Genomic DNA, 24894 nt, shown 5'->3' with positions numbered 1-24894 from the left:
CCGCGCGTGTTTTTATTGACCGATGAGGATGAGATGAGACGAAGCAGAAACGAAGTAGCACGGTGGCGGATGATGCGCCAGACACAGCGTCGCAGAGCGCGCTGGTTAGAAGGGCAGTCCCGTCGCTATGGTCGTATGCACTCATTTCGACATCAGGTCAGCCAGCAGCAGCGTCGTTCTCTGCTATTTATTACTCAGTATAATTAATTATGGTTGGGGCCAGCAGCTGGCCCCGTTCGGCTGTGCGCTTAAAATACGCGCTTAAACGGCTTTACCGCCACCTGCTTATAGACGCCAGCGGCAATATACGGGTCATCTTCTGCCCAGGATTGCGCTTCTTCCAGTGATGAAAATTCGGCGATTACCGTCGACCCGCTGAATCCTGCAACGCCAGGATCATTACTGTCTACTGCTGGCATTGGACCGGCAACAATCAGGCGACCTTCATCACGAAGCAGTTGCAGACGTGCCAGGTGAGCAGGGCGCACGGCGGTACGTTTTTCCAGAGAGTCAGCATTATCTTCAGCGTAAATTACATAGAGCACGTTCAGAACTCCTGTCGGGTCATTGAGATTCGGCGTTTACGTTAAGTCATCGCTGAGCAGAGTGCAATTGAAACCTAAATATGCGCTACGGGTTGTTCAGGGGATTTTTGCCAGACGCTTACGAGGACGATTGCCTGAACACTTCGGCTTCTGTTATCTGTGCTCTTGCCGGTTAATAATCTTTGTGTGACTGATAGACATAATCAATGGCTGGCATTCTGTCAATGCTAAAGCCCGGTTCTTTGTCGCGCAGTAGCTTAAGTAAGGCTTTGTAAATGCTGGCAGCGCTAACGCTATGAGGTTTGGGTTCCAGTTCAAACAGCTTCCCGACGATATCTTTTGCCTCAAGACCTTCCAGTAAAGTTAAGTTGTTCTTCACCCAATTAAACACTTGTTCAGGCACCTTAGCATTAAAGCGGGAATGGATCTTCGTTATGGAATTGTAGCTTGGCGTCTGTTCACCCAGCTCAGACCACAAGGCTATATACAGTTGTTTAGATTCCAGCTTTACATTGTTTTCCTGCAAAAACAGCAGTAAGGAGATCAGCTTTTTCTCATTACTGCCGGTCAGAGTTGACCAGTTAAACTGCTTAATCAGTGCCTCAGCCTGTGGGTGGAGACCGATGCCAGCCTCAGCTTGTTTTCTTAGATTTATTTTGGAGAATGAGGGAGCCCGCTTCTGCTGGTTATCTGGCGCTAACATATTGAAAACGAATCTGCTACCTAACGCATGTCCCTGTAAAATCTGCCGTTGCGCCTCATAAAACGTTCTGCCATTCAAATCCCCGGGGATATTCTGATGAGCAAAAATCGCTTTTATCTTATCCCCGGTAAGTTTTATGGGGTTGCTATCTGGCCCAGTTAATAATTGTGGTTTTAGCCAGTCAACGAGTGTTTGACTGACTTTGATTCCCTGAACTTTAGCCGCAAATCTGACGGTATCAATGGACGGCGCTTTGCCTTTCAGTAGCGTATTGATAAACTCATAGCCCCGCTGGCCCGCGTTATATCGCCGGTAAAACTCATACAAAATCGAAAACAGGACATTTCCCGCTACAGGTTCTTTAGTAGCAAGTTTATTAAGCAATGCCACTAATAGCGCTTCTAAATTATAGCCCTGGTACTCCGGAACCATCCCCCGCAGCTGTACCAGCACCCTTGCCGTATCAGGCAGATAATTAACATCTCGCGTCGCCATTAAGGCAACTCTGATAGTAGATGAGTTGGGCATAGGACGGATACCCTCGATTGCTAATACATTCTGCAGCACCTCCTGCATTAATGCACAAGTCGCGCCACGTGGCATTTCTGGCTTGCTGAACAGGGATATACAGCAATCGAGGGACGACGTTCCTTTATAGTTACCCTTAAATTTACGTACCCAATGCAATAACCTGTCCTTAAACATCAGATCAGAATTGCACTCCTGCAAGCAGTACGGGGCTGTCCCGGCGGATGTTGTTGCCGCCTGTGCTGAACATTCGTTGTTAATCGGCGGGAAAAGGCCAGGAGCGGTCTGTGGATGTTGCCAGAGAGAGTGCTGATAATATTGTGTCGGGGCATCCAGTGTATTTGCCGTTCGCTTTCTTCCGGGCTGGCTGGTGGCCCAGGGATCGGAGGTGGTCTGGATAGCCATATCTCTGCTGACGCCCCTTTCCACATTAGCAGCGGCAGCAGCCTGCATTAATGGCTGTTGTTGACGACGCGGCCACTGATTTTTGCTGTTCTGTTCTTCGAGTAATAAATTGTGCTCTGTCTCCGTCATGACCAGACCCTGCATAGGGTTGCATCCCTGAAGATCCGCTGGCAATGTTGTTCCGTTGCTCGCCTCTCTACAGGATGTAAATGACGTAAGGGTTGCCGTTGACTGCGTGACTTCGCTGACTGCCCCTGCGACCAGAGTGGTCTGAGCATTACTGGTGAAGCTGACAGAATCAGCCGGAGTGCGTTGAACAGACGAATGAAGATCCCAGGACTCATACATAAACGTGCTCATCCGGCGATGAATTAGTATTTATGCTACAGACCATACACAGAGTTTCCTTGCTGATAATGGCGGGGCACCACAGATTAAAAGATAGTCTTGCGGCCAGGATGCATTTATAACAATCGGCTTTTCGTGGTGATAACATGGAAGATTCTGCTGGCTACTCCGACATGCAAGATGGGGGCAGATATGCCGTCGTGCTGATTAGTGAGCGACGAATTTACACTTTTCTCCGGCTTTAACCGGCATGCTTATTGAAATTGATTGCTATTTGCATTTACTATTGTCGCTTCTTCAAAATAGCTGATTAACTATGACGACGCTAATGAATACATTACCCCGACCTTCGCCATTGCCGCTGCTGCTCTCCGTGGTGCTGCATGGCTCAGTGATTGCGGGTTTGCTTTATGCCTCTTTCCACCAGGTTATTGATGTGCCTAAAGCGTCTCAGCCGATCAGCGTGACGATGGTTGCGCCTGAAGTACAGCCAGAACCCACGCCCGCGCCACAACCTGTTGCTGAGCCAGAACCAGAGCCTGAGCCAGAACCGGTGCCGGAGCCACCAAAGCCGGAGCCTGTACCGATTCCCAAACCGGAACCAAAACCCGAACCGAAGCCAAAGCCGAAGCCGGTGAAAAAAGAGGTGGTGAAGCCGAAAGAGGTGAAGCCGAAAACGCAGCCGCGTCAGGCCGCACCGGTCGACAAAGAGGCGCCAAAGGAAGTGGCAAAACCCTCTACCGCGCCGAAGCTGTCGGAAGCGCCTTCTAAAGCGGTGGCCACCGGCCCACGTGCGCTGAATGTTGGCAAGCCAGCCTATCCGGCACGCGCCTTTGCGCTACGGGTGGAAGGCAAGGTTCGCGTGCAGTTTGATGTCGACGGCAGCGGCCAGGTGGACAATATCCGTATTCTTTCGGCTGAGCCGCGCAATATGTTTGAGCGTGAAGTGAAGCAGGCGATGAAAAAATGGCGTTATGAGAGTGGTAAGCCGGGCAGCAATATCACTATGAATATTGTTTTCCGTATTGATGGCGGCGCCAGCCTCGAATAATCTGAGCGACGATAAAAAACAGGGCGACATTTCGCCCTGTTTTTATGCTTCGCTGTTATAGCTGAACTGACTTTTACCCTCCGGCAAAGGCCGTGCCTTGCCCTCAGGATCCACCGCTACATAGATAAATACCGCTTCGGTGGCGCGATAACGCTGGCCAATCGGCTCTGAAGAGACCTTTTTCACCCACACTTCGACGTTAATGGTAATCGAACTGGTGCCGGTACGCATACAGCGCGCATAGCAGCACACCACATCACCCACCGCCACTGGCTTAAGAAAGGTCATACCATCGACGCGCACGGTGACCACGCGACCTTCGGCAATCTCTTTCGCCAGAATGGCGCCACCCATATCCATCTGTGACATGATCCAGCCGCCAAAGATATCGCCATTCGCGTTGGTATCAGCGGGCATAGCCAGCGTACGCAGCACAACTTCGCCCTGCGGGGATTTCTGTTTGTCGTCCATTGCTTCGCTTCTTATAAAATATGGCCGGTTGGCGCAAAATTACCCGGCTGAACAGCCGGGCACAGAATAATTATTTTTGTTCCTGTGGCATCAGACGGTAGATATAAACCCCGCTGAACAGGGTAAACAGCAAGGTTAAGCCGGTAAGGCCGAATACTTTAAAGTTAACCCAAAACGCCTGCGACAGCCAAAAAGCGACGTAAATATTTGCCAGGCCACACAGCAGGAAAAACAGCGCCCAGGCAATATTCAGTTTGCGCCAGGCATATTCTGGTAACTGAATCTCTTTACCCAGCATGCTCTGGATCAGCGGCTTCTGCATCCAGAAGTGGCTGAACAGCAGGGCGACAGCAAACAGGCTGTAGATAACGGTGACTTTCCACTTAATAAACTCATCGTTATGAAACACCAGTGTCAGGGTGCCAAATACCGCTACCAGCACAAAGGTGAAAATGGTCATCTTCTCCAGCTTGCGATATAGCACCCAGCTGACCACCAGCGCCAGCCCGGTAGCGACAATCAGCGCGCCCGATGCGACAAAAATGTCGTAAAGCTTATAGAAGACAAAGAAAACAACCAGTGGGAGAAAATCGAGTAACTGCTTCATAAAGGTTTCCAAATCACGGATGTGGCATTGTGCAGAATCTGGCATGCCCGTGCAGGGCATGCCTTGATCATCAACGTAACAGCATATATAAACGCGACAAATAAATAATCAATATGGCTGAAACCAGATTGCTGATCGCATTAAATACCACTGATGCAACATTGGCCGGTAAAATGGTAAATGACGCCGCCAGTAACATCAGTAGCACCTTCGCCAGCAACCATAAGATCACCGCCGGCGCCACCAGTTTCATCTGGCTCCACACCAGGCGCACGCTGGTGCGCATTGAAGCAAATACGCCGCTTTTATCGGTCACCATAATCACCGGCGCCAGCGCCAGCAGGATCGCCAGCATTACGCCGGGTACTACCACCACCATGAAACCCAGCTGTACCACCAGCGTGACCAGGAAGGTCAGCAGCAGCAGACGTGGCAGCAGCGGGGCGGAAGCGCCAATCGCGCGCAGGGCGCTGACACGTTGCCCGGACGATACCATTGGGATCAGACATAACATGCCGCCTAACAGCAGCACATTGCCCACCAGCGAGGCGAAAGTACCGGCAGCAGAGGCGCGTAATAACACCTGCTGTTGCTCTGGCGTCATGCTCTGCACCATCTCAAACAGGGTGGTTGCGCTACCGCTGTCGCCTTCGCCTAGTATTGACAGCTGATCGGCACCTGGCGTTAACGCGTGGCCGATCATGACTGTAATAAAGGAGGTCAGCAATGCCATCAACACAATGGTTATCAGCTGATGACGCAAAAAATTTCCCGTGTCACGGTACAACGAACCCGCCGTGATAGACATGTACTCTCCTTGGGTAAACCATATTTATAGACTCGGCGATTGTACATGGTCTGACAGTAAGCTGGCACCCTGACTTACATAACTTTCGGTTATTGCTGGTAATGACGGCTGAAAAAGCGGCGGCAGACCATATTTTGCCCGCGCGCGATCGCAGGCGTCATTAGGCTGGCCATTTTCTCCGGACATTGAAAATTCACGGCAGGGTGTTGGTCGCTGGTCATAAATGGCGCATGTCACGCAGCCGCCAATCTCTCCCTTCAGTGCGCTGCAACGAGGAGATTTGCTGTTGGTGCCAGACATGGCGCGCAAAAAAGGGGTCAGCGGCTCGGTCAGTTCGACCGGCACGCAACCGCCGCCATCATCGGCTTCAGACCAGTAAAAAGAGACGCGGAAAAAGGCGCAGCAGGCGCCACAGGTCACACATGGATTTAGAATATCGCTCATTTGATCGCCCACCCCTCCTGAGGCTTCGAACCAAAATCACCAGGCACAAGTGAGCAAAATATCCGCTTGACGGAGTTTGTTCAATGGCTATTTACGTGCGTGGGATCTCAAAAGTTTGATCCAAATCAATTCATTGTTTTTTAAGGAGTTTAAAAGAATTGATTCACATGATCTTTGTGATGTTCGGTGTAAATATGTCTCCCGAAGCAAAAACGAGCCGGCGCAAAACAGCTGGCAGGCGCGCAAATTAATAAAAAAGGAGTGGATATGAAGTTGTCAACAGTAGTTCTGGCGCTGGCGGCGCTGCTGCCAGTGGTAGCAGGTGCGCATCAGGCGGGAGACTTCTTTATGCGTGCCGGTTCCGCAACGGTACGTCCAACGGAAGGTTCGGATAATGTGCTGGGTATGGGCTCATTTAGCGTGGATAACAATACCCAGCTCGGCCTGACCTTCACTTATATGGCGACCGATAATATCGGTGTTGAGCTGCTGGCGGCGACGCCTTTCCGCCATAAAGTCGGTCTTGCCGCCACCGGCAATCTGGCAACGGTCAAACAGCTGCCGCCCACGCTAATGGCGCAGTGGTATTTCTTTGACAGCAGCAGCAAGGTGCGTCCCTATATTGGCGCCGGTATTAACTACACCACCTTTTATGATGCCGATTTTAATCAGACCGGACGCGATGCGGGTCTCAGCGATCTGAGCGTGAAGGATTCCTGGGGCATGGCGGGTCAGGTGGGGCTGGATTATAAAGTTGATGATGACTGGCTGATCAATATGTCCGTCTGGTATATGGACATTGACACCGAAGTGAAATTTAAAGCCAATGGCGAACAGCAGAATATCAATACCCGTATCGACCCGTGGGTATTCTTCTTTGGTCTGGGATACCGTTTCTGATGGCACAAAGGCCACCGCTGTTAACGGTGGCCCTGCTGGTTAGCCGCGCACCAGCTCATGGCGGGCGGGCGTGGAAAGAAACGCGGAGCGATTTTTATAATGCCCGTACTGCGCAGTATAACGGTCTGTTGCCGTAATCAGGCTGCCGGGCATGGTGAAATTGAATTTAATGGCTTCCGTTTCATATTTCGTCAGATCAATCACACCTCTCCCAGGCAACATCTTCTGATGGGTGTCATACCTGTAATCCGGGTTTTATAATACGCTTACTGTGCAGAGTTAATATGCAGCAAAAAAATGGCCGGGCATTGCCCGGCCATCACAGATATCTCAGTTTGAGTGCTACTTAATCTGCATATTATTAACCACAGATTTGACGCCCGGCACGCTGCGGGCCACCTGCACGGCACGATTGGCTGCCTGCGGTGAAGAGACAAAGCCGCTTAGCTGCACACGGCCTTTAAAGGTTTCGACATTGATCTCAGTCGATTTCAGCGACTTATCACCAAGTAACTCAGCTTTCACCTTGGTTGTGACAACAGTATCATCAAGATAGCCGCCGGTTCCTTCTTTGGTGGATGTTGGCGCACAGGCGCTTACTGCTAACGCAATCACCGCAGCGATAATCGCACCGCTGACGACTTTAAATAACTTCATTGTTTATCTCCCTGTCACCATCAATGGATATTTCCGTTACCAATAACGGAAGCCTTAATGATTGTGGGTCATAATTGTCAGATTTACCAATGTCAAAGCGTAAAAAAGAGAAAGGAAAGAGTGCCTTATAGCATAATAACGCACTGTCGATCCTGCCTGTCAGTCAACCCGCGTCCAGGCATCCTGCCAGTTAGAGCCCACTCCCGGCTGGTAGTGGTTAGCCGATGGCGAATAGATCCGGCACCAGCCACTGAAGGGGAAGGGCTTACAGCGATAAATATGGTTGTCACTGCCGAGCACCCGCGTTCCTTCAACATATTTGTCTATCTGATCGGGATAGCGATATTCATATTGCGCTGGTGGTGGCGTCACGGGCTCAGGTGGCGTCACGGGTTCTGGTGGTGGCGGAACTTCTGGTTCAGGTGGTGGCACCACAGGCTCAGGCTGCGGAACGGGGATAACCGGTTCCGGCTCTGGCTCGGGGGTGATGGTCTCTACACTGAAGGCCAGTTGCAGCCGCTGCGCCAGTGGAACCCAGATAAAATTGCGGTAAGAACTGGAAGGGACAAGATGCACAGTGCCGTCGCTACGCATTTCACCGGCTTGCATTTTGCCTGGTGTGGCGGTATTGATCGCCTGCGCCAGCTGTGACGGCCAGCTGTATTTATCGTAATTCTGCGGGGTAATGGGCAATGAAACCCGTGCCAGCTCCTCTCCGCTAAGGATATTGCGCAGCACCGCCTGTTTTATGGTGCCGGGTATCGCCGGGTTTTCCCCGAAAAGCTGACCGATGTTGTACCAGTTTTCACCATTTATCAACGCATGCGTATGACGTGTTAACTGCAAATACTGTTTACTGGCCAGGGTATTATATAGCCACAACTTATTTCTGTAGCCAGACCCGTTGACGATCTGGATATCACCATTGCTGTTCATTTCACCGGCGCGCACCACATTCGCCGGAAAATGGCGGTTAATATCCTCGGCGAGGCGCGTTGGCCATTCCCACTGACCGGTTTTGCTGGCAGGGAAATCGAACGCTGACAGAACCTGATTGCCTGACGTATCTTTGAGCTGAACCGCAAAAAATTGCCGTGGCGGTAGTTCAGCCTGAGACAGCAATTCACCCACCTGGGTCCAGTTCGTGAGTGGTGGATAAAAATTAGCCACCGCTTGTCGACGTTCGTTAAGCAGCCTGGCGTTGTCATTAGTCGTGGTGCTGCCGGCAATCAAATTGAGGTGCTGCTTATTAGGATTGGACCAGAGATTGATAAGCGGGCACGCAGGAGTGCAGGGATAGGACATAATCGTACGCCATCGCGGCGTCTGTGCGGTTTGCCGGTAACCGTGTCCGTAAGCAAACAGGGCGTTATTGCCATTTTCCGGATTATGAGTGGCGCTCAGATTATGGCCTATTTCATGAGCGAAAATATGATCGCTAATACAACTCCATGCCACAACGCCAAACGCCGACTGTTTATTGGCGTGGACGTAAGCGATACCACAACTGGATTTAAAATCATTGCTGAGTAGCACCACCACATCAGCAAGATGTTGCTCACGAAAAGCATGGACAATGGCGCCCAGCTTCGCATCCTGCGGATTACGTACTTGCGCCAGCATATCGCGGTTTAACCCCTCCTCATCGTAATTAACATTGAGAATACCGGCGTTTTCCAGCTCAATATGAATATCGCTATTTTTATAGCCCTGATTTGCATCGCTAATCGCCAGCGCTACCAGCGCCGGCATATCATTCACTCTGGCGCGAGCCTGATTGGTGGTAGCGACCATGACCCGGATCTTGATTAATTCTCCCTGATCGGATGATGTGGTGGGCGGGGGAAGCGTGCTGCTGGCGGCGGCTTCAACGGTATCATTGTCAGTCCAGGGCAAACGGTCACTGTCTGTCTGGATAATCGCGTGGTTACCTTCGCCCAGCGGAAATATCTGATACAGCTCTCCGTTGTAATGGATGGCGCCGGTAATATTGTCACCGTCTCTGACCAGAATAACCTGGTTTATCAGTACGTCATCGGGGGAGGGATTAACCGAAGCCTTAATTGCCCCCTGCCAGATGGCGAGGCCATCGCTATCCAGTGTGAAAGCCGTTTTATGCGCAATTAATATTTCATCCGGTTTAACTTCCAGCGCAATATCCTGGGTATCGTCCGCCAGGATGGCCGCTCTGGCGCGCATGATGGTAATCGCCTGCGTCGAGGGTTGCTCAAGAAAGCGATAACTATCAGGATCAAGTCTGCTTAGCGGGGCGGAAAACAGAGCATTATCTGCGGACCAGGCAACAGTGGCAATAAACAACAGCACGCCCACACTTATCCAGCGCATCATCGTCGCACACCATGAGCTAATCATGATAATACCTCAGGAAAAATCTCTTTAAGGGGGTGATGTAAATAAATGTAGGTGTTTTTTTGCTCATCACAAGCGTGACGGTAATAAGGGATTCGCGCTGAAACGGGGGCCGTTTAATAAACCAGACGGAGATTAAAGCCGGGGTAATAAAAAAATAAATGCCTTATCAGATAATAAGGCATTTTATGCAGAGATTAACGACTGGCGGCTTTCAGACTGCTGACAAAGTTATGCAGCTCCGCCAGCATCGCGTCCGGATTCGCCTGGTGTTTCTCGATGATTTTAACAATCGCGGAGCCGGAAATCGCACCGGCAGCGCCAGACGCAATCGCTTCTTTTACCTGCGATGGTTCAGAGATACCAAAGCCCTGTAGCGGCGGCGCGGCATGGTATTCACGCAGTTTGTCGACCAGGTGCTGCAGTGGCAGGCTGGCGCGATTTTCGGCGCCGGTAACACCGGCACGTGACAGCAGGTAGGTATAACCACGACCGTGGGAAGCGATTTCGCGCAGCAGATCGTCATTTGCATTTGGCGGGCAGATAAAGATTGGCGCGATATTATGGCGCAGCGCGGCCTGACGGAAAGGCGCTGACTCTTCAATCGGCACGTCGGCAACCAGCACCGAATCAACGCCGACTGCGGCACAACGTGCATAAAAGTTATCAATGCCGCCGGAAAAGACCAGGTTGGCGTACATCAGCAGGCCAATCGGCAAGGTCGGATATTTCTGGCGAATGGTCGCCAGCAGCTCAAAACACTGGGCTGGGGTGACACCCGCGGCAAAAGCCCGCAGATTCGCGCCCTGAATAGTAGGGCCATCGGCCAGTGGATCGGAGAAGGGGATGCCCAGTTCCAGCGCATCGGCGCCAGCATCCACCAGGGTATCGATAATTTTCAGCGACAGCTCTGGCGTGGGATCGCCAAGGGTGACAAAAGGCACAAACGCGCCTTCTCTGGCGGCGTCGAGACGCGTGAATAACTGCTGATAACGTTCCATCAAATCTCTCCCTTCGCTTTCAGAATGTCATGGACGGTGAAAATATCTTTGTCGCCGCGGCCGGAAAGATTCACCACCAGCAACTGCTCTTTTTCCGGATTATCACGCACCATTTTCAGCGCATAAGCGAGGGCATGGGAAGATTCCAGCGCCGGTATAATCCCTTCGGCGCGACATAGCTCTTTAAACGCTTCCATCGCTTCATCATCGGTAATCGACACGTATTCAGCGCGGCCAATGCTGTTGAGATACGCATGCTGTGGGCCAACTGACGGAAAGTCGAGGCCAGCAGAGATCGAGTAAGACTCTTCAATCTGACCATCTTCGGTCTGCATCATTGGCGCTTTCATCCCGAAGTAGATGCCGACGCGACCATGTTTTAACGGCGCGCCGTGTTCACCGGTTTCGATCCCGTGACCCGCGGGTTCGACACCGATCAGGCCAACCGCAGCATCATCGATAAAATCGGCAAACATACCGATGGCATTGGAGCCGCCACCGACGCAGGCGACTACCGCATCCGGCAGGCGACCTTCGCGCTCAAGGATTTGCGCTTTGGTCTCTTCACCGATCATACGCTGGAATTCACGCACAATCGTCGGATACGGATGCGGGCCGGCTGCCGTACCCAGCATATAGTGGGCGTTTTCGTAGCTGCCAGACCAGTCACGCAGCGCTTCGTTACAGGCATCTTTCAGCGTTGATGAACCGCTGTGAACCGGAATCACTTCCGCGCCCATTAAACGCATGCGGAACACGTTCGGTGACTGACGTTCGATATCTTTGGCGCCCATATAAATACGGCACTTCAGACCGAGCAGGGCGCTGGCCAGTGCTGACGCGACGCCATGCTGGCCTGCGCCGGTTTCGGCGATAATCTCGGTTTTACCCATGCGCTTAGCCAGCAACGCCTGACCTAATACCTGATTGGTTTTGTGCGCGCCGCCGTGCAGCAGATCTTCGCGCTTCAGATACAGACGGGTTTTGCTGCCTTTGGTCAGGTTCTGGCACAGCGTCAGGGCTGTCGGGCGACCGGCATAGTTTTTCAGCAGATCAGTAAACTGCGCCTGAAATTCCGGGTCGCTCTGCGCGCTGACAAACGCTTCTTCCAGCTGGCGCAGCGCTGGCATCAGAATCTGCGGCACATACATGCCGCCAAATTCGCCAAAGTAGGGGTTGAGTAACGTCATATAATGTCTCTTTTCTCAGTTGAGAGGGCCGCCGGGCTTACCCGGCTCCGACAATTAGTAAGCTTTTAGCGTCTGGAAAACGGCGGCGATTTTCGCACTGTCTTTCACGCCTGGCGCGCTCTCGACGCCAGAGTTGAAGTCAAGACCGGCACAGCCCAGCTGCGCGGCGGCGACACAGTTATCTGCGCCTAAACCACCGGCCAGCAGCACATTGTGTAATGCCTCACCGGCCAGCAGTGACCAGTCGAAACGCTGACCGCTGCCGCCATTGCCATTATCCAGCAGATAGCGGTCGACATTCTGCCAGTCGCGTGCGGGCAGGCTCCCTTTAACGCTGAACGCTTTCCAGATTTGCACGCCGGGCGGCAACTGCTGACGCAGCGCATCAACAAATGTCTGATCTTCATCGCCATGCAGCTGTACAGCGTGCAGCGACAGGGCTTGCGCAGTAGTGACAACGTCACTGATAGTCGTATTGCGGAATACGCCAACATACTTTAATGGCGCTGCCGCGATAACGGTGCGTGCCTGCGTAATATCAATCTGGCGTGGAGAACCGGCGGCGAAGATCAATCCGCCAAAGATAGCGCCTGCGTTACTGGCAGCCTGCGCATCTTCTGGCCGGGTTAAACCACAGACTTTATTCTCACCCAGCAGCACCCGGCGCACGGCCGCATCAAGATTATCTTCTGACATCAGCGCCGAACCAATCAGGAAGCCATTGGCGAAACGGCTTAATTCACGCACCTGCGCATAGTTGCTGATACCGGATTCACTAATCACCGTGACGCCTGGCGCCAGACGCGGCGCCAGCTGACGGGTGCGATTCAGATCAATCGACAGATCGCGCAGATCGCGGTTATTAATGCCGACCACTTTTGCTTCCAGCGCAATGGCGCGCTCCAGCTCTTCTTCATTACTGACTTCGGTCAGTACACCCATATTCAGGCTGTGGGCGACGGCGGCCAGCTGACGGTACTGCTCATCATCCAGCACCGAAAGCATCAGTAAAATGGCATCGCCCTGGTAGTGGCGCGCAAGATAGATCTGATACGGGTCGATAATAAAGTCTTTGCACAGTACCGGCTGCGTAATGGCGGCGCTGACGACGGGCAGAAAATCGAAGCTGCCATGGAAATATTTCTCATCGGTCAGTACCGACACCGCTGAAGCATACTGTTTATAGACACCGGCAATGGTCGCCGGGTCGAAATCTTCGCGAATCACCCCCTTTGACGGCGAGGCTTTTTTACACTCAAGGATAAACACCGTGCGGGTTCCCTGCAGTGCATGATAAAAGCTGCGGCTGGCCGGAGTGACGTCGTTCTGGAAGCTGGCCAGCGGCTGCTGCGCTTTACGCGCTTCCAGCCAGATAGCTTTGTCCTGAACAATTTTTTTAAGTACGGTATCCTGCATGATTATCCTCTTGCTGCCAGTGCGACGACGCGTTCCCAGGCCTGACCACTGCGAATGGCCTGCAGTGCGCGCTGGGCATTTTCACGTAAATCTTCATGTCCGAAGACCTTCAATAGCATCGCGACGTTAACCGCAACCGCCTCTTCATGGGCGCGCTCGCCATTACCCTGGAGCAATCGCGTCAGAATGTCACGATTTTCTTCCGGGGTGCCGCCTGCCAGCGCCTCTTTCGGATGGAAGCTTAAACCAAAATCTTCCGGCGTCAGCTGATAGCTGGTGATTTCACCGTCACGCAGTTCAGCAACATGGGTAGCGCTGTGCAGCGCCACTTCATCCATACCGCCACCATGTACGACTGCCGCACGCTGATAGCCCAGCACCTTCAGGGTTTGCGCAATCGGCAGCACCAGTTCCGCGCTGTATACGCCAATCACCGCCAGCGGTGGACGCGCCGGGTTAATCAATGGCCCCAGCACATTAAACAGCGTGCGGGTTTTCAGCTGCTGACGGACCGGCATCGCATGGCGAAACCCGGTGTGATACTGCGGCGCAAACAGGAAGCAGACATTCAGATCGTCCAGCGCCTGGCGCGCTTTAGCGGCGGGCAAATCAAGGCTGATGCCAAACGCGGCCAGCAAGTCGGAGGATCCCGATTTGCTTGAGACGCTGCGGTTACCATGTTTCGCCACTTTCAGCCCACAACTGGCGGCAACAAAGGCGCTGGTGGTGGAGATATTAATGCTGTTACTGCCGTCACCGCCGGTGCCGACAATATCGGCAAACGCATAATCCGGGCGTGGGAAGGGTTTGGCATCTTCCAGCAGCGCACTGGCGGCGCCAGCAATCTCTTCCGGGCGTTCGCCGCGCACTTTCATCGCAATCAGCGCCGCAGCCAGCTGGGTGGGTTCAAGCTGACCGGTAATAATAGCGGAAAACAGCTGATGGCTTTCGGCCTGGCTCAGGGTGTGCGCCTGATATAGTTTTTCCAGAATATTTTGCATCTGATTCTCCTTAGATTACGCCAGCGCCCAGGCCAGAGTCTGCTCAAGCAGATGTGCGCCCTGAGAGGTAAGAATGGATTCCGGATGGAACTGGAAGCCGCAGACGCGATCGGCGTCATGACGCACTGCCATTACCATGCCGTTAAAGGTGGCGTTAATCGTTAATTCGTCCGGGGTGTTGCTGCCCACCAGCGAGTGATAGCGCGCGACCGGCAACGGGTTGCTCAGTCCGGTAAACATCGCTTCACCGTCATGAGTAATCGCTGAAGCTTTACCATGCAGGATCTCACCAGCCTGACCCACATGACCGCCATAGGCTTCGACAATCGCCTGATGACCCAGGCAGATGCCGATAATCGGTAGTTTGCCGCGCAGACGCTGCAACAGCTCCGGCATACAGCCCGCTTCGGCTGGCGCGCCAGGACCTGGCGACAGCATCAGCACCGGATTCTGCATGCCTTGCAGACGTTCAGTCAGCGTGTCTGCAGGCATATTGTTACGGTAAATCACCACGTTATGGCCAAAGGCGCGTAACTGGTCGACGAGGTTATAAGTAAAAGAATCGATATTGTCGAGCAGCAGGATATCGGCCATCAGAAAATCTCCGTGCAATGATGAGCGGTAGCAATCGCGCGTAATACTGCGCGGGCTTTATTGCGGCTTTCATCGGCTTCGGCTTGTGGATTTGAATCCAGTACCACGCCGGCGCCCGCCTGAACCGTTGCCACGCCGTCTTCCACGTACGCTGAACGAATCACAATACAGGTATCAAGGTCACCGCTGGCGGTGAAGTAACCCACGGCGCCGCCGTAGCTGCCGCGGCGGGTGCCCTCGGCGCGGGCAATCAGCTGCATGGCGCGCACTTTTGGCGCTCCGCTCAGGGTGCCCATATTCATACAGGCGCGATAGGCGTGCAGCACATCAAGGTCGCCGCGCAGTTTACCCACCACGCGTGAAACCAGATGCATCACAAATGAGTAGCGATCAACTTTGGTCAGGTCGGCAACATAGCGGCTGCCGGGTTCGCAGATGCGCGCCAGGTCATTACGCGCCAGATCAACCAGCATCAGATGTTCCGCCAGCTCTTTATGGTCGGTACGCATCTCCAGTTCGATGCGGCTGTCGAGGTCGCGATCCAGTGAGCCATCGGCGTGACGACCACGCGGACGGGTACCGGCAATCGGGTAGATCTCAATCTGACGGTCACTGGCGTTATATTTCAGCGAACTTTCCGGCGAGGCGCCGAACAGCGCGAAATCCTGGTCCTGCATAAAGAACATATACGGACTTGGGTTGCTGTGTTTCAGCGTGTCATAGGCTGCCAGCGGCGACGGGCAGGGCAGTGAGAAGCGGCGTGACGGCACGACCTGGAAGATTTCACCGACGCGAATCGCTTCCTGCATCTGACGTACTATCGCGCAGTACTCTTCATCGCTCTGGTTGCAGCTCAGCACCATATTTTCCACTGACTGTACCGGCAGCGCCGGGGCTGGCTGCAGCATCTGACCATGCAACTGCTCGATGCGGCCCTGCAGGCGCTGGAACTCGGCAGTTGAAGGGGCAAACAGGCTGGCCTGCAGACGTGAGGTCTGTGTCTGGTGGTCAATCACCAGCAGCGTTTCGGCCAGATAGAAGCAGTAATCAGGGCAGCGTTGTTGATTATCCAGCGCCGGCAGCTGTTCAAAACCGGCCACCAGGTCGTAAGCAAACAGGCCGCCAAGCAGCATCGCTTCGCGCTCTTCTTCCGGGGTACTAACCAGTGTCGGGATCAGGCGCAGCGCATCAAACACCGACAGCGACTGCAGACGCGAATCCTCATCCTGCAGCGGATTAATTTCTGCGAAGGTCAGCAGGCGACCGTCAGGACGAAGCTGGTTATCGACGCTGGCCGGCAGAGCGGCATCCAGTAGCGGCAGCAGCGCCCGGCCATTTTCTGACAGCGCCTGAATGGTGACGGTTTTATCGAGCGCGGTAATACGCAGTGCGCTGTCGACGATCAGCAGGCTCTTCAGGTTACGTTTGCTGTCGATATCTGCGGATTCAAGCAGCAGGGTCGCCGGACGTGCGCCACACAGCTGGTGGAACACAGCGGCCGGATCTTCGCGGTAAGGAGCATTACCGGTAATCAACTTCAGGGCAGGTTTGGCAGATGGCATGATGTTTTCTCTAATCTGTCACTCAAAAAAAAAGCCCGCTTTTAGCGGGCTCGGGATCTGCACGGGTTCAAAAGTGCATGACGACGTCGCCCTTCAGGGAGAAGTGCGCCACCAACCAGTCATATTCATCATTAAACTCTTTATCATTGAACCCTTCATGTCAGATCCTCCGTGTGCGTGAACTTGTGTACTAGTTAACTGGTTCGAAGGAAAAATGTCAATACTCTTTTTCCCCCGCAGATAAATTCCCGTTATCATGTCAGCTTACTCTCTAACGTAACCGGAGCACTTTTGACTGCCGCAACGCCCCTCAGTAATTTCCCCCTTTACGATCTTCACAGCCATACGCGCGCTTCCGATGGACTATTTACTCCAGAGGCTCTGGTACTGCGCGCCACTGAGATGCGGGTTGGCGTGCTGGCGATCACCGATCACGATACGGTCGGCGGCATCGAAGAGGCGCGCGCCGCCATTGCGCAGCATCAGCTGGCGCTACAACTTATTACCGGGGTTGAGGTGTCGACGCTGTGGGAGAACCATGAAATTCATATCGTTGGTCTCGGTATCGATATTCACCATCCGCAACTGACGGCGTTTCTGCAAGGGCAGAGCGATTGCCGGATGGCGCGCGCTCAGCTGATGGCGGAACGGCTGGAGAAGGCTCAGATCCCCGGAGCGCTGGAAGGCGCGCTGCGTCTGGCCGACGGTGGCGCGATTACCCGCGGCCATTTTGCCCGTTATCTGATTGAGCAGGGTAAGGGCGCTAATATGGCGCAGATTTTTAAAAATTACCTGGCGCGTGGCAAAACCGGTTACGCGCCGCCTCAGTGGTGTACAATAGAACAAGCTATTGATGCGATTCATCATTCTGGTGGTCGTGCGGTGCTGGCTCATCCGGGGCGCTATGGCTTATCAGCCAAGTGGCTAAAACGGTTGATGGCATATTTTGCTGAATCTGGCGGCGACGCGATGGAAGTGGCGCAGTGCCAACAACCACCTCAGGAACGTAGTCAGCTGGCGCAGTATGCGCGGGATTATCAGCTGGCGGCATCGCAAGGCTCCGATTTTCATCAGCCCTGTCCGTGGATCGAATTGGGAAAAAAACTGTGGTTACCCGGTGGCGTTGAGGCCATCTGGACACGTTATCCGGATATCGCACAGTAATATTCCCGGACATCAGGGGGCGACAAGAGGTCTGTTATGAGTCAATTTTTCTATATTCATCCGGAAAACCCGCAACCGCGTCTGATTAAGCAGGCGGTTGAGATGCTGAATAAAGGCAGTGTGATTGTCTATCCAACCGATTCCGGCTATGCGCTGGGCTGTAAGCTGGAGGATAAAAGCGCGCTGGAGCGGATTTGCCGGATTCGTCAGCTGGATGGTCAGCATAATTTTACGCTAATGTGCCGCGATCTCTCTGAGCTCTCCACTTATGCGCATGTTGATAACACCGCGTTTCGTCTGATTAAAAATAATACGCCGGGCAATTACACCTTTATTCTGAAGGCCACCAAAGAGGTGCCACGTCGTTTAATGAACGACAAGCGTAAAACTATCGGATTGCGTGTGCCGTCTAATCCGATTGCGCTGGCGCTGCTGGAAGCGCTGAATGAGCCAATGATGTCGACATCACTGATGTTGCCAGGCAATGATTTTACCGAGTCGGACCCGGAAGAGATTCAGGACAGTATTGGCAAAGTAGTGGATTTAATTATTCACGGCGGCTATCTGGGGCAGCAGCCAACCACGGTGATCGATCTTACCGAGAGCGTGCCAGTAGTGATGCGTGAAGGGGTCGGCGATGTCACACCTTTCCTGTAATAACCACGCCTGAAAAAACTGCGCGGGCCGCATATTGCGTGCGGCCCCAATTATTGCGTTTCCTTACGACGTTGATTTAGCCAGCCAGTCCTTAAAATCGGTATAAGGGATATACAGCGACACATCCTTGAGAATTTCTTTGCCACTGCGTTTATTTTTAATCGAAGACGTAAAGCCGACAATTACCCCGCCGATACTGTCATCGCTGTTGTAAACGGCTCCGCCTGACATCCCTTTAACGACTCCGGCATTTGACGCCATTGCTACGCAGGGACGTTTATTCCATTCATTGCGGATTCCGGTGCGGGCGAGGTTAATTCCCTTCGATTCAACTGGCATGGCGGAAATAAAACTGAAGCCGTACATTTTTACCGGATCGCCCACACCGCTGCTGCGGAATTTAGGCAACTCTTTCATATCATTTTTATGATAAATAATCGCAAGGTCACAGTAAGGGTGATAAGCCTTAACCCGCTGCACGGCAAACTTCGCCACGTGTGCCGCTGTGAGGCTGTACTCAGGAGTGATGGGGATACTGGTGCCGAGCGTGCCAAGACCAAGAACAGTAGGGACGCCGGTAAAACTCATATCAACGCGTTTTAAAGCTTCACTGCTGTACTCATATTTCCCTACAGAGCATCCTGTCAGCAATAGCGCGGCTAATGCTGGCATAATAGTCAGTATTTTCATGATGTTTCACTTCATTTTGATGCATATCGGAAATCCCTGGTGAAGACTCGTGATATGCAAATATTGCACTTATTTATGCAGTGCTATTAATGTCAGGTTCATGCCTGACACGTTTTGGGTAAATCACTTACAAAAAAATTACGTTTTACTGTATTGCTTATTTTTTTATTTAAATATTAGTTTTATTAACGCTTTCGATTTTTCCTGAAACGTTAACATGATTAAATTCTACACAAATTCTGATGTCAGTAAAACTAATATATAAAACCCCCACTAAAAAATCATAATATCCATGAATTAAGCCAATCTGAGATCCGGTTATTCTGCCGATTGGATGTTAAATATATTTATTCATTGGTTTATTGATGTTAAAACAGCATAAAATAATTAAATATCTATTTTACCCAGTTCTAACAACCACTTTTAGTGCCAATACCCAGTTCGCAACACTACTTTTTCATTATTTTAACACGTTAAATACGAATCGTTCGCAAGACTGTGGTCTTATTTTTCAGCTTCTGTTATCTGGCTTCATGTAAACACAGCAGCCTGTGGACGGCTAAGCGGCTGCTGTAGTGGCGGTCATTATTAAGCGCTGCTTGCATTCTGTATGGCGCTTTCTACCCGTGTTGTCGCTACGTTGTATTTACATCTTCTGGCGGTGGATGAGGGCGGAGTCAGTACATGGTTATGGTAAGTGAAACTTGACTAAGGGTAGCCAGCGGAGAGGATAAACGTTATGGCAACTGCTCCTGAGCAGTGGATCTATGCATCAGTAAGGCCGCATGACGGCGCCTGGTTGCCTGATAATCCCGTTTTGCAGCCTGAAACTGATTTTGACGCAGATTTAAGACTGGCAGAGGATAAGGTGCTCGCGCGGATGAAGGATCTCTTTGCCACCTTTACTGTCGACAGAGGCCATTTTTCAATCGCCACCTGCTACTCGCCTGATCCCTTGCTAAGCCAGATGGTTAATCCTTTCGCAAAACCTGATGTGCCGGTGGTGACGGACTTCACTATCGGCATGTTAGTTGAGTCTGCCAGGGCCGGGCGCTGGCTTTATGATTAGTTCTCGAGGGTAAAGTCTCGTTGCGACAGAAATGGCTTTTTGTATGGTGAACGTTTAGTGAAAATGCCTTGCCGGAATAGGGCTGTAAACGAAATGGACGCGTAAATTAATCTAATCAGGATTGTAAGCCAAATATTTCAGGGTCAAAAGCATCGTCTGCAATTATTCGGCGAAATACGGTGAATTATGTGAGGCGGCATCCGGATTATACTCCGGTACCTGCTCTGACATTAAAAGGTCACAGGCTGGCAGCGGCGGTATTTAACACCGAATTGTCGGTAGATGTACGCGTAATGGCGGGTTGTCTGGTAATTACCGCCCGGCAGATGGATTTAAACGAACCTGAATTTATCCTGTCATTACGTAAACTCTCTGTGCGAAAACAGCGTCTGGTGAAAGAGTTTATCGGTGTGATAGCAGGTAAGTGCACGCGATAAAAATCTCGGTTGCTGTCTCCAGGTGATAGCCGGGATAGCAACCTTATCTTCATAATTATTTTTCATCATTTAATTAATGTCAGCAATGCATGGTTTATTTTACGTCACCAGGACAAACGTTATGGCAACTGATCTTGAACAGCGCATCTGTGCATTAGTTAAACAGCATTATGGCGTTTATATTTTACAGGAACCGGATCTGAAGCCAGAAAAGGACTTTGATACAGACCGGCTACTGGATGAAGTTGAGGTGCTGGAGCTGATGGGGAATTTTTTTGTTACCTTCAATGTGGCCTGGGGTAACTTTTCGCTAGCGACTTACTATCCACCTGATCCGCCATTACATCAGATAGTTAACTCTTTCTCAAAACGAAAAGTGCCTGTTGTTCCTGATTTCACTATCGGAATGTTGATTGAATCTGCCAGGGCCGGACACTAGTTATACGATTAACCGCTGAGCATCGAAATTTGTCAGGAACAGGTGGCGCGATTACAACCAGTATTGAAGAAAATCCTGACGCCTGTCTTTCGCACAGTGATAAGATTATTTATATACCATCATGTATCTTATCAGCAAAACGATACACAAAGTATGCGGCAACAAAACCCAGGCATGAAAAACCCGCAATAACATATCTGTATTCAGATTCTGACATAAAAATGAACCAGAATAATAAAAATAGTGTAGCCATTATTAAACAATCGCTGATGCCCGCAATACCTCTTGATGCCAGTTTCTTAAATATTCTCATTGCAGCCTCATCTTCTGGAGGAAGTATTGCGATATCTCATCGAATAAACGGCGATTTTTAGCCCATATCGCGGTGACATCTTCAAATGGTTTAACTCTTTTTTCAATAAGGAAGTACAACAAATCAAGATCGCCCAAACGTTGAAGGTAATTTTGCAACTCCTGGTCACGTTGTTTAAGCTCACGAGATGTGTATATTGCTCGTGACTGAAAAGCGCCAAGGCCAATCAATGTAGAAAACGAGAATCCGATAAGCATTTTCGCGACTAAGTTTGCTGCGAACATTGAACCAATATTGCCGAGGATTAGCCTGTTGGTCATTATACTTCCAGCCAGACTTCCTGCACTGTTTACCCCAATATGTTTAATTTTTTCAACATCAACTTTATCCAAATAACGATGGATGATTATATTTGCAATCTTCTCGATGCCTTTTCTGTTTGCCAGTCCATGTTTTACTAATCGTATAGCTCGTTCGGTATCGTAGCTATTAGCCGTACGATTTTCTGTATCAAAAAAATCATACCCCAAATAGTATAAATCGACTGGTAATTCCAGAGCGCCACCTGCAAAACTACGTAAAAAATTACTTTTTACATTGATGGCATCAGCCATTCTATTGGCAAGTTCTTTGGCATCTAACATCAGTCTGCTCCTTCAGCGATGAGCTTTATTAGAACAAATACCCCCGATGACTTCAAGGTTGCCTGTAGCAGAATGCGGTAACTGAAATGTGGATAGTGGAGTGGTGCGCATCTGCAAGCTTACTGTTCTAACAAGCTTTTTGAAGGTATCAACAGCCACTGCCCATGACTAAGCAAAGGGCATGAGAGGCCGCAGCTGATTGATCACCAAGTCGGCCTGTTTATAGCTTTCTGTTCCCAATCGAATTCGAATTAAACCAGAAGAATCATTTACGCAAAAATCAGTGTAATATACGCGGCCCCGCACGATGCAGTGTGATGGCTGATACGGCCTGCTGCAGTTTAAAAAATCTGCGAAGAATTATGTGGTTAGGGTTTTATAACCTTAACTTATTGTTTTTAAAGAATACCATGACGCCTGTGAAGGCGCAATAATCAAATATATTATCCAATTAAATCAATCTGTTATCCATCCCCTTTTAAAAAATGTATCCATTCTGTGTGACAGTATTTTACTCATCTTTTATCCCACATTGTATACACACTTTTCGGTACTGGCTGGACGCTGAACAAGTACAAAGTTATGATAAGCAAAACTAACGAAAGGGTCTGAGTTTGGACACAGCAAAGCCGTTGAACGGAACCTATTTTTACAGGGTTAGCTTAAAGGTACGGCTTTGCATGTTTATCACTTCAGGGTTTTATGACTTCCGACGTTTTAAGTCATGGAGTTAAGCGGGATTGCTTAATAATCATCCTGTAGCATAGGTCTGAAAAGGAGCTTTACTTAATGCAAATTTGCAGAATGGACTACAACGACGTATCACCAGATCGGAGACGGCTAAAACTTCACGTCTATGGCGTAGGAACTTTTCCTGTGTTCTCAGGAATAGAGCCAGTAACCAACATTGCAGAATGTGCATTCAAAAGAAATGCAGCATTACCCGTTGGGACTTATTGGATCGTTGATGCTCCGGAAGGGAGCTTCGCTAATCGAGCGCTCAGAGCCGTAAAAGATTTTAAGAACGGTACAAATCATGCTGAGTGGTTTGGTTTATATAACGCCACTACGATGAGCGATCACGTGTTTGTAAATGGTGTGGATAGAGGCGCTTTTCGACTTCACCCCTGAGGCCAAATGGCGAGGGGGAATCATGGGGTTGTATCACATTCTATAACATTCCTGAGTTCCAGCTGGTCAGGACATCGTTGCTCAGATGGCAAAAAGTCCGTGTGCCTGGCGGAAAGGGGTTAATGGCGTATGGGCGTGTAGATGTGACAGGAAGGACGGATTATGCATCGTGCAAAATTGATTACTAATGTCATAACTGGTTCGCTCTGCCTCGTGGCTTCATTCTTTATAGTGCTGTTTCCTCTGGGCGGGCTATTAGATTATTTATCTCAAATTAGCAATCATTTCCTCAATCAAACCGGGTTGGGTTTTGCCGATGGGGAAGCTGATCCATCCTTCCTTTGGGTGCTTGCGGTGCTGATGCTGATAGTGGCGGCATTCTTGATGATGCTTATCAAAAAGATACGGAAAAAGTCTTGAGCTAATACAAATTAAGCGTCCTGCTGCGGTTGTTGATGATGTTCCTTAATCGCTTCCTGCCAGCGAACATGGCATTCATCGCAGAGCCACTCCTCCATATCCGGTTGACGGTCACCACAGCTGGCAGAGGTAATTCCGCCAATTTTTTTGCCACATCCATCTTGTAGCTATCTGTGCCTAAAGAAATCCGGACTAAACCAGAAGAATCATTTAATCTAAAATTCGTGTAGTATGTGCGGCCACGTATCATCGTATGTGACAGCTTGTGTGACATGTTGTTTGCCATGCTGTGTACCGTGAAATGTTTACATATCAGTGAGTTATGTAGAGTTTCGGCATAACTCGTTGTTTTTAAAGAATACCATGACGCCTGTGAAGGCGACAGTGAGGCTGCTCTATGAGCGAAAAGTTACAAAAAGTATTAGCACGTGCCGGACACGGTTCACGTCGTGAAATCGAAACCATGATCTCTGCCGGACGCGTCAGTGTCGAAGGCAAGCTGGCGACCCTGGGCGACCGCGTCGAACTCGATAAAGCGCTGAAGATCCGTATTGATGGACATGTTGTTTCTATTAATGAGTCTGCCACCGAAGTTTGTCGTGTGCTGGCTTACTACAAGCCGGAAGGCGAACTCTGTACCCGCAATGACCCGGAAGGGCGTCCAACCGTGTTTGATCGTCTGCCAAAACTGCGTGGTGCGCGCTGGATTGCCGTCGGTCGTCTGGATGTCAATACCTGTGGTCTGCTGCTGTTCACCACTGATGGTGAACTGGCCAACCGTCTGATGCATCCAAGCCAGGAAGTTGAACGCGAATACGCCGTACGCGTATTTGGTGAAGTTGATGAAGATAAAATTCGTCTGCTGAGCCGTGGCGTTCAACTGGAAGATGGTCCGGCGGCATTCAAAACCATTAAGTTTGGCGGTGGTGAAGGGATTAACCAGTGGTACAACGTTACCCTGACCGAGGGACGTAACCGCGAAGTGCGCCGTCTGTGGGAAGCGGTAGGTGTGCAGGTGAGTCGTCTGATCCGGGTGCGCTACGGCGATATCAATCTGCCAAAAGGTCTGCCACGTGGCGGCTGGACCGAGCTGGAACTGCAACCGACCAACTACTTACGTGAGCTGGTGGGTCTGCCGCCGGAAACCGTTACCAAAGTAGCGGTTGAGAAAGATCGTCGTCGCACCAAAGCGAATCAGATTCGTCGTGCGGTGAAACGTCATACGCAGGTGAGCACCACCAGTAATCGTCGTTCAGCAGCTAAAGCGGCAAAACCTGGCGGCAGACGCCGTCAGGGTTAAGTACATCACGGGCGGTTTTACCGCCCGTT

General features: G+C 51.0%; 26 protein-coding genes, 1 pseudogene and 1 other annotated feature. Of the genes and pseudogenes, 11 read left to right on the top strand and 16 right to left on the bottom strand.

Going from position 1 to position 24894, the window contains the following annotated elements:
* Positions 1 to 33 precede the first annotated feature (33 nt).
* Positions 34 to 207 (top strand): YciY family protein, encoded by a 174-nt coding sequence (locus J2125_RS00425; protein WP_085939521.1) that lies wholly within the window; start codon positions 34 to 36, stop codon positions 205 to 207.
* A 41-nt stretch (positions 208 to 248) separates the two neighbouring features.
* On the opposite strand, the gene J2125_RS00420 is transcribed toward J2125_RS00425, so the two are convergent.
* Both J2125_RS00420 and J2125_RS00415 read right to left on the bottom strand, forming a co-directional pair.
* Complete coding sequence (locus tag J2125_RS00420) at positions 249 to 545, bottom strand: YciI family protein (RefSeq protein ID WP_017799869.1); 297 nt, start codon at positions 543 to 545, stop codon at positions 249 to 251.
* A gap of 172 nt (positions 546 to 717) precedes the next feature.
* Positions 718 to 2529, bottom strand: a complete 1812-nt coding sequence (locus J2125_RS00415; RefSeq protein ID WP_157819427.1) for a hypothetical protein — start codon at positions 2527 to 2529, stop codon at positions 718 to 720.
* Between the two features lie 316 nt (positions 2530 to 2845).
* Between J2125_RS00415 and tonB the strand changes: the two genes are divergently transcribed.
* On the top strand, positions 2846 to 3580 hold the full coding sequence (gene tonB, locus J2125_RS00410; RefSeq protein ID WP_026111537.1) for a TonB system transport protein TonB: 735 nt from the start codon (positions 2846 to 2848) through the stop codon (positions 3578 to 3580).
* Between the two features lie 42 nt (positions 3581 to 3622).
* On the opposite strand, the gene yciA is transcribed toward tonB, so the two are convergent.
* The 4 genes from yciA to J2125_RS00390 form a co-directional block, all read right to left on the bottom strand.
* The gene (yciA, locus tag J2125_RS00405) at positions 3623 to 4051 is read right to left on the bottom strand and encodes an acyl-CoA thioester hydrolase YciA (RefSeq protein ID WP_017799872.1); all 429 of its coding nucleotides are present in this window, start codon (positions 4049 to 4051) and stop codon (positions 3623 to 3625) included.
* A 70-nt stretch (positions 4052 to 4121) separates the two neighbouring features.
* A complete protein-coding gene (locus J2125_RS00400; protein ID WP_026111538.1) occupies positions 4122 to 4658 on the bottom strand; it encodes a septation protein A in 537 nt (178 codons plus the stop codon).
* A gap of 70 nt (positions 4659 to 4728) precedes the next feature.
* Entirely contained in the window at positions 4729 to 5466 is a 738-nt protein-coding gene (locus J2125_RS00395) for a YciC family protein (RefSeq protein WP_017799874.1), read from the bottom strand.
* A gap of 24 nt (positions 5467 to 5490) precedes the next feature.
* Positions 5491 to 5910, bottom strand: a complete 420-nt coding sequence (locus J2125_RS00390; RefSeq protein WP_017799875.1) for a YkgJ family cysteine cluster protein — start codon at positions 5908 to 5910, stop codon at positions 5491 to 5493.
* A 267-nt stretch (positions 5911 to 6177) separates the two neighbouring features.
* On the opposite strand from J2125_RS00390, the gene ompW reads away from it, so the two are divergent.
* Positions 6178 to 6810, top strand: coding sequence for an outer membrane protein OmpW (ompW, locus tag J2125_RS00385; protein ID WP_017799876.1), 633 nt, complete (start codon positions 6178 to 6180; stop codon positions 6808 to 6810).
* Positions 6811 to 6849: 39 nt separating this feature from the next.
* Here ompW and J2125_RS00380 read toward each other — a convergent pair whose 3' ends face one another.
* The 8 genes and pseudogenes from J2125_RS00380 to J2125_RS00340 all read right to left on the bottom strand — a co-directional run bounded on the left by J2125_RS00380 (position 6850) and on the right by J2125_RS00340 (position 16601).
* Positions 6850 to 7014 (bottom strand): type II toxin-antitoxin system HicB family antitoxin, encoded by a 165-nt coding sequence (locus tag J2125_RS00380; protein WP_017799877.1) that lies wholly within the window; start codon positions 7012 to 7014, stop codon positions 6850 to 6852.
* Between the two features lie 138 nt (positions 7015 to 7152).
* Complete coding sequence (locus J2125_RS00375) at positions 7153 to 7467, bottom strand: BON domain-containing protein (RefSeq protein ID WP_017799878.1); 315 nt, start codon at positions 7465 to 7467, stop codon at positions 7153 to 7155.
* A gap of 159 nt (positions 7468 to 7626) precedes the next feature.
* The gene (locus J2125_RS00370) at positions 7627 to 9840 is read right to left on the bottom strand and encodes a M12 family metallo-peptidase (protein ID WP_083865616.1); all 2214 of its coding nucleotides are present in this window, start codon (positions 9838 to 9840) and stop codon (positions 7627 to 7629) included.
* Positions 9841 to 10034: 194 nt separating this feature from the next.
* On the bottom strand, positions 10035 to 10838 hold the full coding sequence (gene trpA / locus J2125_RS00365) for a tryptophan synthase subunit alpha (RefSeq protein WP_017799880.1): 804 nt from the start codon (positions 10836 to 10838) through the stop codon (positions 10035 to 10037).
* Positions 10838 to 12028: a tryptophan synthase subunit beta gene (gene trpB / locus J2125_RS00360; RefSeq protein WP_017799881.1), complete on the bottom strand. Its 1191-nt coding sequence runs from the start codon at positions 12026 to 12028 to the stop codon at positions 10838 to 10840. Before trpB ends, trpA begins: the two co-directional genes overlap by 1 nt.
* A gap of 54 nt (positions 12029 to 12082) precedes the next feature.
* Positions 12083 to 13444 (bottom strand): bifunctional indole-3-glycerol-phosphate synthase TrpC/phosphoribosylanthranilate isomerase TrpF, encoded by a 1362-nt coding sequence (gene trpCF, locus J2125_RS00355; RefSeq protein WP_209499426.1) that lies wholly within the window; start codon positions 13442 to 13444, stop codon positions 12083 to 12085.
* A gap of 2 nt (positions 13445 to 13446) precedes the next feature.
* Positions 13447 to 15039: pseudogene (gene trpD, locus J2125_RS24860) on the bottom strand (bifunctional anthranilate synthase glutamate amidotransferase component TrpG/anthranilate phosphoribosyltransferase TrpD).
* Positions 15039 to 16601 carry an anthranilate synthase component 1 gene (locus J2125_RS00340; protein WP_017799885.1) on the bottom strand — a complete coding sequence of 521 codons (1563 nt, stop codon included), beginning with the start codon at positions 16599 to 16601 and terminating at the stop codon, positions 15039 to 15041. The pseudogene trpD and the gene J2125_RS00340 overlap by 1 nt, the downstream one beginning before the upstream one ends.
* Before the next feature lie 25 nt (positions 16602 to 16626).
* Positions 16627 to 16721, bottom strand: a sequence feature (Trp leader region).
* A gap of 171 nt (positions 16722 to 16892) precedes the next feature.
* Between J2125_RS00340 and rnm the strand changes: the two genes are divergently transcribed.
* Positions 16893 to 17765, top strand: a complete 873-nt coding sequence (gene rnm, locus J2125_RS00335) for an RNase RNM (RefSeq protein WP_026111539.1) — start codon at positions 16893 to 16895, stop codon at positions 17763 to 17765.
* A gap of 36 nt (positions 17766 to 17801) precedes the next feature.
* Positions 17802 to 18422, top strand: coding sequence for an L-threonylcarbamoyladenylate synthase (locus tag J2125_RS00330; RefSeq protein WP_017799888.1), 621 nt, complete (start codon positions 17802 to 17804; stop codon positions 18420 to 18422).
* 63 nt (positions 18423 to 18485) lie between these two features.
* Here the strand turns inward: J2125_RS00330 and J2125_RS00325 are convergent, their stop codons facing one another.
* The gene (locus tag J2125_RS00325; RefSeq protein ID WP_026111540.1) at positions 18486 to 19112 is read right to left on the bottom strand and encodes a serine protease; all 627 of its coding nucleotides are present in this window, start codon (positions 19110 to 19112) and stop codon (positions 18486 to 18488) included.
* Between the two features lie 739 nt (positions 19113 to 19851).
* On the opposite strand from J2125_RS00325, the gene J2125_RS00320 reads away from it, so the two are divergent.
* From J2125_RS00320 to J2125_RS00310, 3 genes are all read left to right on the top strand, one after another.
* A complete protein-coding gene (locus tag J2125_RS00320; protein ID WP_209499425.1) occupies positions 19852 to 20181 on the top strand; it encodes a DUF1493 family protein in 330 nt (109 codons plus the stop codon).
* A gap of 179 nt (positions 20182 to 20360) precedes the next feature.
* A complete protein-coding gene (locus tag J2125_RS00315) occupies positions 20361 to 20618 on the top strand; it encodes a SymE family type I addiction module toxin (protein ID WP_276325199.1) in 258 nt (85 codons plus the stop codon).
* Between the two features lie 121 nt (positions 20619 to 20739).
* Positions 20740 to 21057 carry a DUF1493 family protein gene (locus tag J2125_RS00310; protein ID WP_017799891.1) on the top strand — a complete coding sequence of 106 codons (318 nt, stop codon included), beginning with the start codon at positions 20740 to 20742 and terminating at the stop codon, positions 21055 to 21057.
* 309 nt (positions 21058 to 21366) lie between these two features.
* On the opposite strand, the gene J2125_RS00305 is transcribed toward J2125_RS00310, so the two are convergent.
* Positions 21367 to 22014, bottom strand: coding sequence for a hypothetical protein (locus tag J2125_RS00305; protein ID WP_017799893.1), 648 nt, complete (start codon positions 22012 to 22014; stop codon positions 21367 to 21369).
* A gap of 789 nt (positions 22015 to 22803) precedes the next feature.
* Between J2125_RS00305 and J2125_RS25170 the strand changes: the two genes are divergently transcribed.
* The 3 genes from J2125_RS25170 (at position 22804) to rluB (ending at position 24865) form a co-directional block, all read left to right on the top strand.
* A complete protein-coding gene (locus J2125_RS25170; protein WP_017799894.1) occupies positions 22804 to 23145 on the top strand; it encodes a tlde1 domain-containing protein in 342 nt (113 codons plus the stop codon).
* Between the two features lie 162 nt (positions 23146 to 23307).
* Entirely contained in the window at positions 23308 to 23565 is a 258-nt protein-coding gene (locus J2125_RS00295; protein ID WP_017799895.1) for a hypothetical protein, read from the top strand.
* A gap of 397 nt (positions 23566 to 23962) precedes the next feature.
* On the top strand, positions 23963 to 24865 hold the full coding sequence (gene rluB, locus J2125_RS00290) for a 23S rRNA pseudouridine(2605) synthase RluB (protein WP_017799896.1): 903 nt from the start codon (positions 23963 to 23965) through the stop codon (positions 24863 to 24865).
* Positions 24866 to 24894 lie beyond the last annotated feature (29 nt).

The organism is Winslowiella toletana (assembly GCF_017875465.1).
In the GTDB taxonomy this organism is placed as follows: Bacteria; Pseudomonadota; Gammaproteobacteria; order Enterobacterales; family Enterobacteriaceae; genus Erwinia; species Erwinia toletana.
Note: the sequence above shows the minus strand (reverse complement) of the source record. Positions and strands in the feature narration are given on the sequence as shown.